Source organism: Pseudomonas sp. F01002, from assembly GCF_004402115.1.
In the GTDB taxonomy this organism is placed as follows: domain Bacteria; phylum Pseudomonadota; class Gammaproteobacteria; order Pseudomonadales; family Pseudomonadaceae; genus Aquipseudomonas; species Aquipseudomonas frigoris.
Genome location: NZ_SOPU01000015.1, coordinates 473,541 through 489,061 on the forward strand (window position 1 = coordinate 473,541; position 15,521 = coordinate 489,061).

Sequence of the window (15,521 nt, forward strand, 5' to 3'; positions counted from 1 at the left end):
GGCATGCTGGCTGCTGATTTTCTATTCCAGTGGCTGTCGATCAGCCGAAGCAAGGAGAACACGATGTCCAACACCCTGTTTATTACCGGCGCGACCTCCGGTTTTGGTGAAGCCTGCGCCCGTCGTTTTGCCGAAGCCGGCTGGAAACTGGTGCTGACCGGCCGTCGTGAAGAGCGCCTCAATGCGCTGTGCGCCGAGTTGTCGAAGCAGACCGAGGTCCATGGCCTGGTGCTCGACGTGCGTGATCGCAAGGCCATGGAGGAGGCAATCGCCAACCTGCCGCCGTCCTTCGCCAAACTGCGCGGGCTGATCAACAACGCCGGGCTGGCCCTGGGTGTTGACCCGGCGCCCAAGTGCGACCTTGATGATTGGGACACCATGGTCGACACCAACATCAAAGGCCTGATGTACAGCACTCGTCTGTTGTTGCCCCGCCTGATCGCTCACGGTCGTGGTGCCGGCATCGTCAACCTTGGTTCCATCGCCGGCAACTACCCGTACCCGGGCAGCCACGTGTATGGCGCGAGCAAGGCGTTCGTTAAACAGTTTTCCCTGAACCTGCGCTGCGACCTGCAAGGTACAGGCGTGCGGGTCAGCAATATCGAGCCGGGCCTGTGCGAAAGCGAGTTCTCACTGGTGCGTTTCGCCGGTGACCAGGAGCGTTACAACGCGACCTACGCCGGTGCCGAGCCGATCCAGCCGCAAGACATCGCCGACACCATTTTCTGGGTGCTCAATGCTCCGGCGCACATCAACATCAACAGCCTGGAGTTGATGCCGGTGAGCCAGACGTGGAGCGGGTTTGCGATTGAGCGTAATGCCAAGGCTTAAGACCGCGTAACGGCCATTCGCGAGCAAGCCCGCTCCCACATTAGTCCTGCGAACACAGGTCCAGTGTGGGAGCGGGCTTGCTCGCGAAGGCGATCGCCCAATCAACGAAGATAGTCGGCTATTCCGCGATAGCAGGTTGCCAAGTGATAAGGCGTGGTCGACGGCATGTCCCGACGGGTCACGTCACCGTTCTCGTCACGGCACTCATACCAGCCCCCCGCATGCAGAAAGCGCAGCTGCAACGCCTGCAATTGGTGCAGCACCGCTGCCTCGCTGTCTGGCCGCAAGGTCAGGGCACGCAGGTATTCAGCCTGCGCCCAGATTCGCTGCGTAGCGTCCCGAGGCGGGCCGTTCGGTTCTAGGTCGAGCATGGCCCGCACGGCGCCGGTGTGTTGATCGACGCCCAGTTGTTCGGTGAACGCAAAAGCACGTTCCAGAGAAGCATGCAGTGCCGAACCGCGCAGCAACGAAGACGATTCCAGCAGGAAATACCACTCGAACTGGTGCCCCGGTTCAAACCAGTTATCCACAGCGCCCAGCGGTTTCTCCATCAACACACCGTGTTGCGGGTCAATAAAACGCTTCTGCATCGCTGTGCATAACTCGACGAGCGCGTCTTGCACGGCGACGTCTTTGCGCACCGACAGCGTGGCGAGGAAGGCTTCGGCCAAGTGCATCAGGGGATTTTGCAGCGGTCCGGACTCGAGCGAGGACCAGTCACGGTCGAGGCTGGCTTCGTACAGGCCGTCGCCCGTGGCAAAGCGCTGCGCGACCACTTCCAGTACGGCGTTGAGCACCGATTCCACCAGCGGCTCGCGGACTTTGTCCCAGTAATGGGCGCAGGCGAACAGGATGAAGGCGTGGGTGTAGAGGTCTTTACGCTGATCCAGGGGCGCGCCCTGCGGGTCGACGCTATAGAACCAGCCGCCATGCTCGGCATCGTGGAAATGCTGCTGCAAGGAACGGAACAGCGCTGCGGCGCGCTCTTCGGCGGCCGGTACCTGGCCGATCAGGCTGGAAAACAGGTAGAGCTGCCGCGCGCAGGCCATGGCCCGGTAGCGTTGGGGCGGCAGCGGTTGATGCTCGGCGTCCAGCGCCTCATAGGGCAGCGCCATGTCGGCATTCCAGCCGGGGCCTTGCCAGAGCGGCACGATCACGTCCTGGAAGTGCTGATGCACCGAGGCAAACAGAGCGGTCAATTCAGGCTGGGAGGCGGAGCGGGAAACAGGCGGCATTGGCTGGCGTCGTCACGGCAGGGTTGATTGCGCGACATGTTATCAGGCCTGAGAGATGCGGTGTCTGTCAGACCGCTATCGCGAGCAAGCTCGGCTCCCACAGGAGTACGCATTCCAATGTGGGAGCCGAGCTTGCTCGCGATGAGGCCCTCGCAGGCGATAGAAAGTCAGCCTGCCAGCAACCACACACCTGTCGCCGCCGACGCTGCACCCGCCAGTCGAACCAATGGCGCCGCCGCTTGAGGCAACACCCGCACGACGGCGTAACCCAACCCATGCAACGCAGCTGTCGCCGCGACAAAACCGGTGGCATACGCCCAAGGGCTAGACATGTCCGGCAATTCCAAGCCATGCGCCACCCCATGGAACAGCGCAAACAACGCGGTTGCCGCAACCGCCAGGCTCAACGGCGGACGCACGGCCAACGCCACCGCCAGACCCAGCGCCAGCACCGACGCCGCAATCCCGCTCTCCAGCGCTGGCAGGTTCAGCCCTTTAAACCCCAATAACCCGCCGATCAGCATGATGCCGACGAATGTGCACGGCAGCGCCCAGCGTGCAGCGCCTTTCTGCTGCGCTGCCCACAAACCGACCGCAACCATCGCCAATAAGTGATCGAGGCCTCCGATCGGGTGGCTGATGCCGGCGATCAAACCGTTGTCGCCATGCCCCGGGTGGGCGAAGGCGATGGCCGGGGTCAGCAGCAGGGCCATGGCGCCCAGAATGCGTTTAAGTGTCATGGATAAGCTTCCTTGTTGATAAGTTGATCGTGTTCACGCCGCTGTCAGCAGGCCCTGGCGTTCGATAAAGGCGATGATTTCTTCCAGGCCGAGGCCGGTTTTCTGGTTGCTGAAAACGAACGGTTTGCCGTTGCGCATGCGCTTGGTGTCGCTGTCCATCAACTCCAGCGACGCACCCACCAATGGCGCGAGGTCGATTTTGTTGATCACCAGCAAGTCGGATTTGCAGATCCCCGGCCCACCCTTGCGCGGCAGCTTGTCGCCGGCCGAGACGTCGATCACGTAGATGGTCAGGTCGGACAGTTCCGGGCTGAAGGTGGCGGACAGGTTGTCGCCACCGGACTCCACGAGGATCAGGTCCAGCCCCGGAAAACGGCGGTTCAGTTGATCCACGGCTTCAAGGTTGATCGAGGCGTCCTCGCGAATCGCCGTGTGCGGGCAGCCGCCGGTTTCCACGCCGATGATTCGCTCCGGCGCCAATGCTTCGTTGCGCACCAGAAAGTCGGCGTCTTCGCGGGTGTAGATGTCGTTGGTGACCACCGCCAGGTTGTAGCGGTCGCGCAGCGCCAGGCACAGGGCCAAAGTCAGAGCGGTTTTGCCGGAACCGACCGGGCCGCCGATGCCGACGCGCAGGGGTTGTGTGTTCATGTGATTCTCCAAATTTAAAGGCCCTAGGAACGGAACAGACGGCTGTACTGGCGCTCATGGGCCATGCACGCCAGGGACAGGCCGAAAGCGGCGCTGCCATAGTGTTCGGGGTTGATTCGGGTGGCGTTCTGTTGGGCTTGTTGCAGCAGCGGCAGCAGTTCGCTGGTCAGGCGTTGCGCGGCTTGCTGGCCCAGTGGCAGGGTTTTCATCAGCACCGCTAATTGGTTTTCCAGCCAACTCCAGAGCCACGCCGCCAGTGCGTCTTGCGGGCTGATATTCCAGGCGCGAGCGGCCAGTGCCCAGCCGAGGGCCAGGTGCGGCTCGGGACGTTGTTCAAGAAAGGCGCGGGCCGGCGCATCAAGCTCAGGCAAACCGTTGAGCAGTTGCTGCAACGAATAACCCATCTGCCGACTTTCCTGATGCAGCTCGCGGGTTTCCCGGCTGGCGCGATGTTCTTCGCAGCGTTGCAGTAATTCACCCCAGTTTTCATCAAAGGCGGCCACACAATGGGCGAGCAGCAACGGCGCTTCGAAGCGCGCCAGGTTCAGCAGCAACTGATCACTGATCCAGCAACGGGCGCTATTGGAGTCGTTGACGCGGCCGTTATCCACAGCCATTTCCAGGCCTTGGGAATAGCTGTAACCGCCAATCGGCAACTGCGGACTGGCCAGGCGCAACAGCGCCCAGGCTGGGTTCATAGCCGTACGCCGAACTGGTGCAGTTTCGGCGGGTAGTTGAAGTCTTCGTCGCCGTGGCGCGAATGGTGGTGGCCGCCACCGTAGGCGCCGTGTTCCGGCTGGAACGGCGCTTCGATGTTTTCGACCTTGGCATCAAGCTGTTCGAGCATGGCCTTGAGCACGTAGTCGTCGAGCAGGCGCAACCAGCCATCGCCAACTTGCAGGGCGACGTGGCGGTTGCCGAGGTGATAGGCGGCGCGAGTCAGTTCGAAAGCATTGGCGCAGGTGACGTGCAGCAGTTGCTCGGCCCGGGCGCAGACGCGCACGGTGCGCCCGTCTTCGGCTTGCAGACACTCGCCGTCATGCAGCGGTGGCTGACCGCGCTCCAAAAACAGCCCGACGTCTTCACCCTCGGCACTGAAACAGCGCAAACGGCTTTTGCTCCGGGCTTCGAAGGTCAGGTGCAACTCGGCGGCCCAGACGGGTTGAGGGTCGATTCTGCGATGAATCACCAGCATCGGAAGGCTTCCAGCAATGGACAATGCTTAGGCTAGAGCAAGGGGCTTGCCAATCGGGTGATACGTAGGAAATGCCTGTCGGAGCTCAGCAAATTCTCCAGGATGCTGCGGCGATTTGGATGAATTTGGTGCGGTGCAGAGCTGCTCGCACCAAATTGCGGCGCACAAAAAAAGATCGCAGCCTTCGGCAGCTCCTACAGGGAAATGCGATCCATGTAGGAGCTGCCGAAGGCTGCGATCTTTTAAGAAGTCACTCGGTGCTGCCCAAGCCTTGCCAGTGTTTGAGGCCGATAAAGATAAAGCGCAACTGCTGAGTGATTTTCGCCTGCGGCGTCAGATGCTCGGGCAGCGCCTGCGCAGGCGGATCAATGATATCCGGCAAGGTCGCGAACACGCTTTTAACAATCAGATCGGCCATGACGCTCAGGCCGGCGATGTCCAGGTGTTGCAGTTTCGGCATCAAGGACAAGTCGGCTGCCAGGTCCGAGCTGATGTCTTCGCGCAAGCGGCCAATGGCCTGGCGCACTGGCAGCGAGCCGCCGTACTGCTCGCGAGCGAGAAACAGGAACTGCGAGCGATTGGCCGTGACCACGTCGAGAAAGATCCGCACCGAGGCGTCAATGATGCCGCCCATGACGAACTCGTTGTGGCGCACCAGGCGAATGGTTTCGCGGAAGGTCTGACCGACTTCACTCACCAGTACCAGGCCCAGTTCATCCATATCGGTGAAATGCCGGTAGAAACCGGTGGGCACAATCCCGGCGGTTCTGGCGACTTCGCGCAGGCTCAGGCTGCCGAATCCTCGGCCGCATTCCATCAAGTGGCGGGCAGCGTCCATCAGGGCGTTGCGGGTCTGTTGTTTCTGTTCGGCGCGGGGCAGCATCGCAAGGGTGTTTTCTGGATAAGACAGCGGCGCACTCTAGCAAATCGGCTTTGCCGGCGTCGAATGACTATCGGGGAATCAAGCGGGGAAGTGAGGCCTCTATAACGTCAAAAGCCCAATCCGGGGATTGGGCTTTTTTCAGGGCCGCCATGGGCTCAGCTCAAAGCGCTGTTGCGTTCGATGACACGGTCACCACCACCTTCAGCGAGGGTTTGACCTTGTGGAGTGCGGTCGGAACCGTCAGCAGCCAGGGTTTGACCTTGTGGGGTGCGATCGGAACCGTCAGCAGCGAGGGTTTGACCCTGTGGAGTGCGATCGGAACCATCAGCAGCCAGGGTTTGACCTTGTGGAGTGCGATCGGAACCATCAGCAGCCAAGGTTTGACCTAGTGGAGTGCGGTCGGAACCATCAGCAGCCAAGGTTTGACCCTGTGGAGTGCGGTCGGAACCATCAGCAGCCAAGGTTTGACCCTGTGGAGTGCGATCGGAACCATCAGCAGCCAAGGTTTGACCTTGTGGAGTGCGATCGGAACCGTCAGCAGCCAGGGTTTGGCCTTGTGGAGTACGGTCCGAACCATCCTGGGTGATCAGGCCTTTTTCTTTCAGGCGATCATTGCCACCTTCGGCGACGGTTTGGCTGAATACCGAGTGGGTGGATTTGACTTGTGGGGTCGCCTGGTCAGCAGCTGGCAGGGCGAAAGCCGTGCTGGCCAGCATCGAGAGGGTAAGGCTAAACAGTAATTGGCGTTTCATGATTGGGTGCTCCGTAGGAGGGCGATAAAGTGGGTACGAGGGCAATGCTACTCTCGATAAGTCGATATAAAAGTTCATAAACGCAATGGTAATAATCAACGGAATTGATTGTTCCGTGGAACAGCTCTAAATCGGGCGTTTCCGGCAGACGTTTTTGCGCTGAGATGGGTATTTTCGACTCACTTGCGCCTTGCAAAAGTGCGGGTCCGGTAACGCTGGATTGAGGGGGCATCCTGTCGCCGACCGATTAATTGAGCGTTAAGCGGCATTTCGGTTAAACCTGCGCGCCATTTCCCAGTCGTAGACTCCATGGCAGGCCGGTTCTGGCCTAACGTTTCAAACGTGCGTCGCAGTCAGGGCGCTCAGTCGTATCAGGAGCCCTGTGCAATGACGCGCACTCGTAAAGTTTTTACCTGGACCCTCGCCAGCCTTGTTGTCCTGCTGGTCGTCCTGGTTCTGATCATCGCGTTCTTCGATTGGAACCGGATCAAGCCACCGCTTAACGCCAAAGTTTCCGAAGAGCTGCACCGCCCGTTCGCCATCAACGGCAACCTCGCGGTGGTCTGGCAACGTGAACCCGACGAGAGCGGCTGGCGCGCGTGGGTGCCGTGGCCGCATGTCGTGGCGCAGGACTTGAGCCTGGGCAACCCGGACTGGTCGAAGAAGCCGCAGATGGTCACCCTCAAACGCGTCGAGTTGCGCCTCTCGCCCCTGGCCTTGCTGGCGCAGCGCGTGATGATCCCGCGTATTGACCTGACCGAACCGAATGCCGACTTCCAGCGCCTGGCCGATGGTCGCGCCAACTGGACCTTCAAGTTCGACCCCAAAGACCCGAACGCCGAGCCTTCAAGCTGGGTGGTGGACATCGGTGCGATCGGCTTCGATAAAGGCCACGTCACCCTCGACGACCAGAGCCTGAAAACTCAGCTCGACTTGATCATCGACCCGCTGGGCAAACCGATTCCGTTCAGCGACATCGTCGGTGACAAAGCCGCGAAAACCGCGTCGGAGAAGGGCGCTGCGCCGCAGGATTACGCATTCGCGCTGAAGGTCAAAGGCCAATACCACGGCCAGAAACTCGCGGGCGAAGGCAAAATCGGCGGCCTGCTGGCGTTGCAGGACGCCGCCAGACCGTTCCCGCTTCAAGCACAAGTGAAAATCGCCGACACCAGTGTCGAACTGGCCGGCACCCTCACCGATCCACTGAACCTCGGCGCCCTGGACTTGCGCCTGAAACTGGCCGGCACCAGCCTGGGCAATCTCTACCCGCTGACCGGCGTGACCCTGCCGGACACACCGCCGTACGAGACTGACGGCCACTTGATCGCCAAACTGCATGAAGCGGACGGTGCAGTGTTCCGTTACGAAGAATTCAACGGCAAGATCGGTCAGAGCGACATCCATGGCAGCCTGGCCTATGTCGCCAGCCAGCCGCGCCCGAAGCTGAGCGGATCGCTGGTTTCCAATCAACTGCTATTTGCCGACCTGGCTCCGCTGATCGGTGCCGATTCCAACGCCAAACAAAAGGCCCGTGGCGGCGAAAGCAAGCAGCCGGCGGACAAGGTATTGCCGGTCGAAGAGTTTAAAACCGAGCGCTGGCGCGATATGGACGCTGACGTCGAGTTCACCGGTAAGCGCATCGTCCATAGCGAAAAACTGCCGTTCAACGATCTCTACACCCACCTGATACTCACTGACGGTGTGCTGAGCCTTGAGCCCCTGCGCTTCGGCGTGGCCGGTGGCAACCTGGATGCTCAGATTCGCCTCAATGGCCGAACCGAACCGCTGGAAGGCCGGGCAAAACTCACCGCACGCAAGTTCAAACTCAAGCAGTTGTTCCCGACCTTTGAGCCGATGAAAACCAGTTTCGGCGAGCTCAATGGCGATGCCGACATCACCGGTCGTGGCAACTCGGTGGCCAAACTGCTGGGCACCGCCAATGGCAATCTGAAGATGCTGATTAACGATGGCGCTATCAGCCGCGAGTTGATGGAGCTGGCCGGGCTGAACGTCGGCAACTATGTGGTGGGCAAGATCTTTGGCGACAAGGAAGTGAAGATCAACTGCGCTGCCGCCGACTTCGACATCAAGACCGGACTGGCGACCACGCGCCTGTTCGTCTTCGATACCGAGAACGCGATCATCTACATCGATGGCACGGCGAACATGGCGACTGAGCAACTGGACCTGACCATCACCCCGGAATCCAAGGGCTGGCGCTTGATTTCGCTGCGTTCGCCGCTGTATGTGCGGGGCAAATTCATCAAGCCTGATGCCGGTGTGAAGGCTGTGCCACTGATACTGCGTGGGGCGGGGATGGTGGCGTTGGGTGTGATTGCGGCGCCGGCGGCGGGGTTGCTGGCGCTGGTGGCGCCGAGCGGTGGCGAACCGAATCAGTGCGCGCCGTTATTGGAGCAGATGAAGGCCGGCAAGGCCCCCGTGACCGTTAAACCCACCAAGTAATCAGGTGCCTATAAGGACGCCATCGTCGGATCGCCGCCCGGAGCAAGCTCGCTCCCACAGGTACAGTGATCTCCTGTGGGAGCGAGCTTGCTCCGGGCGGCGATCCGACGATGGCGGTCTGGCAGGCGCTACAGGTCTTTCAGAGTGTCGGCCATGTCATCCCCTCATAGGAGCTACCGAAGGCTGCGATCTCGGCAATAGCCCTGATAACGCTGCTTCCTCCTTTAACCACGCAAAAAACGCCCGCACCGGCGGATGCCGTTCGCGCCCCGGCACGCACAGTGCAGCGTAACCGGCACCATCGACCTGAACCTCACCCTTGTAAGCCACCAGCAAACCACTGGCCACGCTCTCGGACACCAGAATGTTGCTGGCCAGCACCAGGCCTTGCCCGGCAATCGCCGCTTGCAGGGCGTAATGTTCTTCGTCGTATTCACGAACCGCTGGCTTCCCCGCAAGCCAGTTCTCGCCGGATTGTGCGCACCAGGCCTCCCAGCCGTGGGCGTACAGTTTGGAGTTGTGCCAGCGCACGCTGATCAGTGTCGGCGCTCGGCTGGCGGCCAGGGCGACTTGCTCCGGCGAGCCATAGACACCGAAGGATTCGTCGAACAGACACAGGCCATAAAGGTTCGGGTAATCACCGAGGCTATAGCGCAGCACCAGATCGACGCTGGCGTCCTGATGCAAATCGATGACTTCGCAGTGGGTATCGAGCCGCAGGCTGATGTTCGGGTGCCGGGCGTAGAACCGGCCCAGCCGGGGCACCAGCCACAACGCAGCGAAAGCGGCGGTGGTGGAGATCGTCAGGCTCGCGCCGCTGCGTTGCGGGCGCAAGGTATCGACACTTTGCGCCACCTCCAGCAAAGCACCGTGCAAGCTGTGGAACAGCCGTTCACCGCAGTCCGTCAGGCGAACTTGCCGTGGCAGTCGCTCGAATAACGGCACACCGAGCCAGGTCTCCAGCGAACGAATCTGATGAGAAACCGCGGTCGGCGTCACCGAGAGTTCTTCGGCGGCAGCCTTGAAGCTCAGCAGGCGCGAGGCGGATTCAAAGGCGCGCAGGGCGGTCAGCGGCAGCGAGGCAAACATTGAAAGCTCCATGGATGAAATAAACTCATCCAGACTGATTTTTGGTCATTTGAAGAGGGGCGGCTACGCGCTTCAAGCTGCAAGCCACAAGCAGTTTGAGTTTAGTCCTTCAGGAGATTCAGATGAGCAAAATTCTTGCCGTACATGCCAGCCCCCGTGGCGACCGTTCTCACTCCCGGCGTTTGGCTGAGGTGTTTCTTTCAGCCTGGCAAGCGGCCAATCCGCAGTCGCACCTGACCCGTCGCGAAGTCGGTCGGGCGTTGATTCCGCCGGTCAACGAGGCTTTTGTGGCCGCAGCGTTTTACCCCGAGCCCGATGCGCGACCGCTGTCGATGCAGGCCGACCTGGCGTTCAGCGATGAACTGGTGGGCGAGTTACTTGGCCACGATTTATTGGTGATTTCCACGCCGATGCACAACTTCAGCGTGCCCAGCGGCCTCAAGGCCTGGATCGATCAGATTGTGCGACTCGGGTTGACCTTCAATCACACCCTGGACAACGGCGTCGCTCAATACGAACCGCTGGTGCAGGGCAAAAAGGCGTTGATCGTCACCAGTCGCGGCGGGTTCGGTTTCGGGCCCGGTGGAGCACTTGAGGCGATGAACCATGCCGATCCGTTGTTGCGAACGGCATTGGGGTTCATCGGCATCACCGACATCACGGTCGTGGCCGCCGAAGGCGAAGAATCCGAGGCGCGCACCTTCCAGATCTCCGCCGCCGAGGCCGAGCAGCGTTTGCGGGCGCTGGCCAGGGAGTTCTAGATGGCCTGGCTGTTTTTGCTGATCGCCGCCGGCTTCGAAGTCACCTTTGCCATGGGCATGAAGTACGCCGAAGGCTTCACCCGGCTCTGGCCGTCGATGATCACCGTGGTGGCCGCGGTGGGCGGGATCTACTTCCTGACCCTGGCTATGCGCGAGTTGCCGGTGAGCATCGCTTACCCGATCTGGACCGCCATCGGCTCACTGGGAACGGTGTTTCTCGGGTTTGCGCTGCTCGGCGAAAGCCTGACGGCGGTCAAACTGGTGTCGGTCGGGTTGATCGTGGCAGGGGTGGTAGGGCTGAAGTAGGGTGGGGTGTCATAAACTTGTCGTCGAGTTGTCATCTTCGATGCCGATGCTTGGCTGATGGCTTGCATTCAGCCTTGCGTCACCTCACCGATCACAAGGACGTTCGCCCATGTCGCAAGGTTCCGCCACGCGTTACCCGTTGGTGCTGGTCCCGGGAATGCTCGGGTTTATCCGTCTGCTGATCTATCCGTATTGGTACGGGATTATCTCGGCGTTGCGCCGGGGTGGGGCGACGGTGATAGCGGTGCAGGTCTCGCCGATCAACTCCTGCGAAGTGCGCGGCGAGCAACTGCTGGCGCGGATCGAGGAAATTCTGTGCGAAACCGGGGCCGAGAAAGTCAACCTGATCGGCCATAGCCAAGGGGCGCTGACCGCCCGTTATGCCGCCGCCAAACGCCCGGACCGGGTCGCCTCGGTTACCTCGGTCGCAGGACCCAATCACGGTTCAGAATTGGCGGATTACCTGCACAAACACTATCCGGGAGACAGCGCCAAGGGGCGTTTGCTCAGCGTTTTACTGCGCTGGACCAGTGCGCTGATGAGCCTGCTGGAAACCGGTTATCGCGGGCCGAAATTGCCGGTGGATATCCATGCCTCCCATCATTCACTGACGACTGAAGGCGTGGCGCTGTTCAACCAGCGTTATCCACAGGGCTTGCCTGATACCTGGGGCGGGCATGGGCCGGAAGAGGTCAATGGCGTGCGGTATTACTCATGGTCCGGGACCTTGCAGCCGGGCAAGACCGATCGCGGGCGAAACCTGTTTGATGGGACCAACCGCAGTTGTCGGTTGTTTGCCAGGACCTTCGTTCGAGAAGTCGGGTATTGCGACGGAATGGTCGGGCGTTACAGCTCGCACCTTGGGACAGTGATCGGCGATGAGTATCCGATGGATCACTTCGACATCGTCAATCAGTCGTTGGGTTTGGTGGGCAAGGGCGCGGAGCCGGTCCGGTTGTTTGTCGAGCATGCTGCGCGGTTGAAGGCCGCGGGTCTATAAGATCAAAAGATCGCAGGCTTCGCCAGCTCCTACGTTGGAATGCGTTCTCCCGTAGGAGCTGCCGAAGGCTGCGATCTTTTTCTATCAGGCGACGCTTATCTTACGGCCCAACACCGTGGTCCAGCGCTCGGAAAGAATCACCCCACCCAACGTCAACATCCCGCCCACCAAGTGATACATCGCCAACTGCTCATGCAGCACCACCGCCGCAATCAGCGCAGTAATCAACGGCAGCAGATTGAAAAATAGCGTGGTCCGGCTCGGCCCCAGGCGGATCACTGCCTGCATCCACGCCAATGGCGCAACCATCGAGGCCAGCAGGCAGGCGTAAAGCACCAGCGGAATGTTCTGCAGCGTGGGGCCGATCTTCGGTGACGCGAGGAACAGCGGAAACAGCACCACCACCGCCACCCATACCTGCAAGTACAGCAACACCAGCGGCGGCAAACGCAGCTGCCACTTTTTCAGCAGCGTGCTGTAAATCGCGTAGGCCAGGGTGGCGATCAGCATCATCGCGTCACCCAGGTTCACCCCGTGTTCGAGCAGCGCACCAAGGCTGCCGGATGAGACGACCACCAAAACCCCCGCGAGCGACAGCACCGCACCGGCCAGGGCCCCGATGGTCAGGCGCTGGCCCAGGCTAATGATCGCCATGGCCAGCGACATCAGTGGCATCAGCGACAGGATGATGCCCATGTTGGTGGCCGAGGTCAGGCTCGCAGCGAAGTACGCCAGGCTTTGGTAAACAGCCATGCCGAGCACGCCGAGCACAACGATCTTGCCCAGGTTCGGGCGGATCGCTGGCCAATGGTCGATCACCGGTTTGAGCATGAAGGGTGTGAACAGCAGTCCGGCAAGCAGCCAGCGGTAAAAGCCGATCTCGGCGGGGAAGATCGCCCCGGCCGACATCTTTGTGATTACGGTGTTGCCGGCCCAAATGAAAATGGCCAACAAGGGATAAGCGTATTGCATCGATAAAAACCAGAACGTTAATGAGGGGTGATTATCGCCTGTCTGGATGCAGGCCTATACTTCGATCCAGACAACCTGCCCCTGATGACGGACAGCATGAACAGTAAACACATCGATCTGCTCGACTTCAGCGAACTGCCTGCCCCGGTGTACTTCCGTTATGCCGACTTTGATGCGCATCGTTATGCCTCGGCGCACCGTCATCCATGGGGCACGCTGGAGTATTCGGCCCACGGCGTATTGCACATGGAAATCGGCGGCAGCCGCTTTATGTCACCGCCGCAATATGCGGTGTGGGTGCCGCCGCAGACCGAGCACAGCTTCAACAGCCATCAGCCGATCAACTATCGCGCGGTCTGCCTGGCTCCGCCGATGTGCCAGGATCTGCCGCAACAGGCCTGCACCCTGGCCATCAGCGACATCCTCAAAGCGATCCTCAAAGACTTTGCCGCACGCGATGTGAAGATTCCCGAGCACGACGCTGACAAACGTCTGGCTCAGGTGTTGGTAGATCAGCTGCAACAGGCGCCCATCCACGAGTGTTATTTGCCCTACGCCAGCAGCCCCGGCTTGCTCGGGATACTCGAAGCCTTGCAGGCCGAGCCCGGTGATAACCGGTCCTTGGCGGAGTGGGCCGCGCAGATCCATGTCAGCGAACGCACGCTGGCGCGGCGATTCGTGCGTGAGTTGGGCATGAGTTTTGGCGAGTGGCGGCAGCGGTTGCGGTTTCTGGCAGCGATCGAAGCGCTGGACAGCCACCGCAGCATTCAGGAGATCGCCTTCGACATGGGCTACAGCACCGGGTCAGCATTTATCGCGATGTTTCAACGTCAGGCGGAGTGCACGCCGGAACAGTATCGACGCAGTCACCTTGAGGCCAGGAAGGTGTAACAGGTGTTGTCTACACTTCAGAGCGAGGCCGTGCTCCTCGGTGCGGCAACAAGGAGAAAACTCCATGAAGATGTTGCGTGTCCCTTTGTTGATGATCGGTTTGCTGCTTTGCGCCCAGGGCTTCGCCGCCACTGAGCAACAGAACAAGATGACCACCTGCAATGCTGACGCTACCGCGAAAACCCTCAAGGGAGACGAACGCAAAGCTTTCATGAGCAATTGCCTCAAAGCTGCACCCGCCGCCGATGCCGCCAAACCCCTGACGCCTCAGCAAGAAAAAATGAAAACCTGCAACGCCGATGCCGCCACTAAGGCGCTCAAGGGCGATGCGCGCAAAACCTTCATGAGCGATTGCCTGAAGAAGAAATAAACAACAGGGTCATGGGTGGGGCGGGAGATTTGTGGGGGCTGTGAGGTCCCCTTCGCGAGCAAGTCGAATCGTCGCACCGCCGCTCCCACATTTAGCCGCATTCCATCTGGAAGAACTCGGTCGAATGTGGGAGCGGCGGTGCGACGATTCGACTTGCTCGCGAAGAGGCCGGCAAGGACATTGCAAAAATCCGCCACCATTGCGACCAAGGTCGACCTACACAATCCCTAGTGCTGGCATCGGAACGCTGGCAGACTGCCAATCCTTTTACGCCGTTCGTTTTGAGGCTGTATGCCAACGTTTTCTCAACGTCACGTCTTGCTATTCATCAGTTGGGTCATCATTTTCGGCGGTTTGTTGCTGGTGATACCGCTGCGGTTGCTGCCCAGTCTGCTGGCCGGGCTGCTGGTGTTTGAACTGGTTAACATGCTCACCCCGCAATTGCAGCGCCTGATCGAAGGTCGGCGTGCGCGCTGGCTGGCGGTGGCGTTGTTGGGAACGCTAGTGGTCAGTGTGTTGACGCTGATCTTTGCCGGTGCCTTCAGCTTTCTGCTGCATGAGGCGGAAAACCCCGGCGCTTCTCTCGACAAATTCATGGGTGTGGTTGATCGGGCGCGCGGGCAACTGCCGCCGTTCATCGACGCCTATCTGCCCGCCAGCGCTGCCGAGTTCCGCGTGGCGATTGGCGAGTGGGTGAGCAAGCACCTCAGCGACTTGCAGCTGGTGGGCAAGGACGCGGCGCACATGTTTGTGACGCTGCTGATCGGCATGGTGCTGGGGGCGATCATTGCCTTGCAGCGCGTGCCGGACGTGACCAAGCGCAAGCCCTTGGCCGCCGCGCTGTTCGACCGCTTGCACCTGCTGGTCCAGGCGTTTCGCAACATCGTGTTCGCCCAGATCAAGATTTCCCTGCTCAACACCTTCTTCACCGGGATTTTCCTGGCGGTGGTCCTGCCGATGTTCGGGATCAAGCTGCCGCTGACCAAAACCCTGATCGTGCTTACCTTCCTGCTCGGCCTGCTGCCGGTGATCGGCAACCTGATGTCGAACACCCTGATCACCATCGTCGGTCTGTCGCTGTCGATCTGGGTGGCCGTGGCGGCGCTGGGGTACCTGATTTTTATCCACAAGCTCGAATACTTTCTCAACGCGCGCATCGTTGGCGGGCAGATCAGTGCCAAGTCGTGGGAGTTGCTGCTGGCAATGCTGGTGTTCGAGGCCGCGTTCGGCCTGCCGGGGGTGGTGGCGGGGCCGATTTATTACGCGTACCTGAAGAGTGAGTTGAAGCAGGTGGGGATGGTTTGATCCAAGGGATGCAGTGCCTGGTCTGACGTCATCGCGAGCAAGCTCGCTCCCACATTGGAATGCGTTCCCCTGTGGGAGCG

Annotated in this window: 17 protein-coding genes; 8 read left to right on the top strand and 9 right to left on the bottom strand. The window is 60.4% G+C overall.

Going from position 1 to position 15,521, the window contains the following annotated elements:
- Positions 1-63 precede the first annotated feature (63 nt).
- Positions 64-831, top strand: coding sequence for an SDR family oxidoreductase (locus tag E3W21_RS11695; protein ID WP_056746308.1), 768 nt, complete (start codon positions 64-66; stop codon positions 829-831).
- A gap of 101 nt (positions 832-932) precedes the next feature.
- Here the strand turns inward: E3W21_RS11695 and E3W21_RS11700 are convergent, their stop codons facing one another.
- The 7 genes from E3W21_RS11700 to E3W21_RS11730 all read right to left on the bottom strand — a co-directional run bounded on the left by E3W21_RS11700 (position 933) and on the right by E3W21_RS11730 (position 6,284).
- Entirely contained in the window at positions 933-2,066 is a 1,134-nt protein-coding gene (locus E3W21_RS11700; protein ID WP_134419873.1) for an AGE family epimerase/isomerase, read from the bottom strand.
- A 167-nt stretch (positions 2,067-2,233) separates the two neighbouring features.
- Positions 2,234-2,806 carry a HupE/UreJ family protein gene (locus tag E3W21_RS11705; RefSeq protein WP_129438924.1) on the bottom strand — a complete coding sequence of 191 codons (573 nt, stop codon included), beginning with the start codon at positions 2,804-2,806 and terminating at the stop codon, positions 2,234-2,236.
- 33 nt (positions 2,807-2,839) lie between these two features.
- The gene (gene ureG, locus E3W21_RS11710) at positions 2,840-3,454 is read right to left on the bottom strand and encodes an urease accessory protein UreG (protein WP_008157381.1); all 615 of its coding nucleotides are present in this window, start codon (positions 3,452-3,454) and stop codon (positions 2,840-2,842) included.
- A gap of 23 nt (positions 3,455-3,477) precedes the next feature.
- The gene (locus E3W21_RS11715; RefSeq protein ID WP_129438922.1) at positions 3,478-4,152 is read right to left on the bottom strand and encodes an urease accessory protein UreF; all 675 of its coding nucleotides are present in this window, start codon (positions 4,150-4,152) and stop codon (positions 3,478-3,480) included.
- Positions 4,149-4,649, bottom strand: coding sequence for an urease accessory protein UreE (ureE, locus tag E3W21_RS11720; protein ID WP_134419875.1), 501 nt, complete (start codon positions 4,647-4,649; stop codon positions 4,149-4,151). Before ureE ends, E3W21_RS11715 begins: the two co-directional genes overlap by 4 nt.
- A gap of 250 nt (positions 4,650-4,899) precedes the next feature.
- The gene (locus E3W21_RS11725; protein ID WP_129438920.1) at positions 4,900-5,532 is read right to left on the bottom strand and encodes a TetR family transcriptional regulator; all 633 of its coding nucleotides are present in this window, start codon (positions 5,530-5,532) and stop codon (positions 4,900-4,902) included.
- A 155-nt stretch (positions 5,533-5,687) separates the two neighbouring features.
- A complete protein-coding gene (locus E3W21_RS11730; protein ID WP_134419877.1) occupies positions 5,688-6,284 on the bottom strand; it encodes a hypothetical protein in 597 nt (198 codons plus the stop codon).
- A gap of 387 nt (positions 6,285-6,671) precedes the next feature.
- On the opposite strand from E3W21_RS11730, the gene E3W21_RS11735 reads away from it, so the two are divergent.
- Positions 6,672-8,747, top strand: a complete 2,076-nt coding sequence (locus E3W21_RS11735; protein WP_134419879.1) for an AsmA family protein — start codon at positions 6,672-6,674, stop codon at positions 8,745-8,747.
- Positions 8,748-8,903: 156 nt separating this feature from the next.
- Here E3W21_RS11735 and E3W21_RS11740 read toward each other — a convergent pair whose 3' ends face one another.
- Complete coding sequence (locus tag E3W21_RS11740; RefSeq protein WP_166793819.1) at positions 8,904-9,848, bottom strand: LysR substrate-binding domain-containing protein; 945 nt, start codon at positions 9,846-9,848, stop codon at positions 8,904-8,906.
- A 110-nt stretch (positions 9,849-9,958) separates the two neighbouring features.
- Here E3W21_RS11740 and E3W21_RS11745 point away from each other — a divergent pair, with 110 nt between their 5' ends.
- From E3W21_RS11745 to E3W21_RS11755, 3 genes are all read left to right on the top strand, one after another.
- Entirely contained in the window at positions 9,959-10,597 is a 639-nt protein-coding gene (locus E3W21_RS11745; protein WP_129438914.1) for an FMN-dependent NADH-azoreductase, read from the top strand.
- The gene (locus E3W21_RS11750; RefSeq protein ID WP_008157366.1) at positions 10,598-10,903 is read left to right on the top strand and encodes a multidrug efflux SMR transporter; all 306 of its coding nucleotides are present in this window, start codon (positions 10,598-10,600) and stop codon (positions 10,901-10,903) included.
- 109 nt (positions 10,904-11,012) lie between these two features.
- A complete protein-coding gene (locus E3W21_RS11755; RefSeq protein WP_134419883.1) occupies positions 11,013-11,903 on the top strand; it encodes a triacylglycerol lipase in 891 nt (296 codons plus the stop codon).
- Positions 11,904-11,987: 84 nt separating this feature from the next.
- Here the strand turns inward: E3W21_RS11755 and E3W21_RS11760 are convergent, their stop codons facing one another.
- Positions 11,988-12,875 carry a DMT family transporter gene (locus E3W21_RS11760; RefSeq protein ID WP_134419885.1) on the bottom strand — a complete coding sequence of 296 codons (888 nt, stop codon included), beginning with the start codon at positions 12,873-12,875 and terminating at the stop codon, positions 11,988-11,990.
- Between the two features lie 96 nt (positions 12,876-12,971).
- On the opposite strand from E3W21_RS11760, the gene E3W21_RS11765 reads away from it, so the two are divergent.
- From E3W21_RS11765 to E3W21_RS11775, 3 genes are all read left to right on the top strand, one after another.
- Entirely contained in the window at positions 12,972-13,766 is a 795-nt protein-coding gene (locus E3W21_RS11765; protein ID WP_178084132.1) for a helix-turn-helix transcriptional regulator, read from the top strand.
- Between the two features lie 64 nt (positions 13,767-13,830).
- Entirely contained in the window at positions 13,831-14,136 is a 306-nt protein-coding gene (locus E3W21_RS11770; RefSeq protein WP_033055593.1) for a PsiF family protein, read from the top strand.
- Between the two features lie 291 nt (positions 14,137-14,427).
- The gene (locus tag E3W21_RS11775; RefSeq protein ID WP_129438906.1) at positions 14,428-15,441 is read left to right on the top strand and encodes an AI-2E family transporter; all 1,014 of its coding nucleotides are present in this window, start codon (positions 14,428-14,430) and stop codon (positions 15,439-15,441) included.
- The last annotated feature ends 80 nt before the right edge of the window (positions 15,442-15,521 follow it).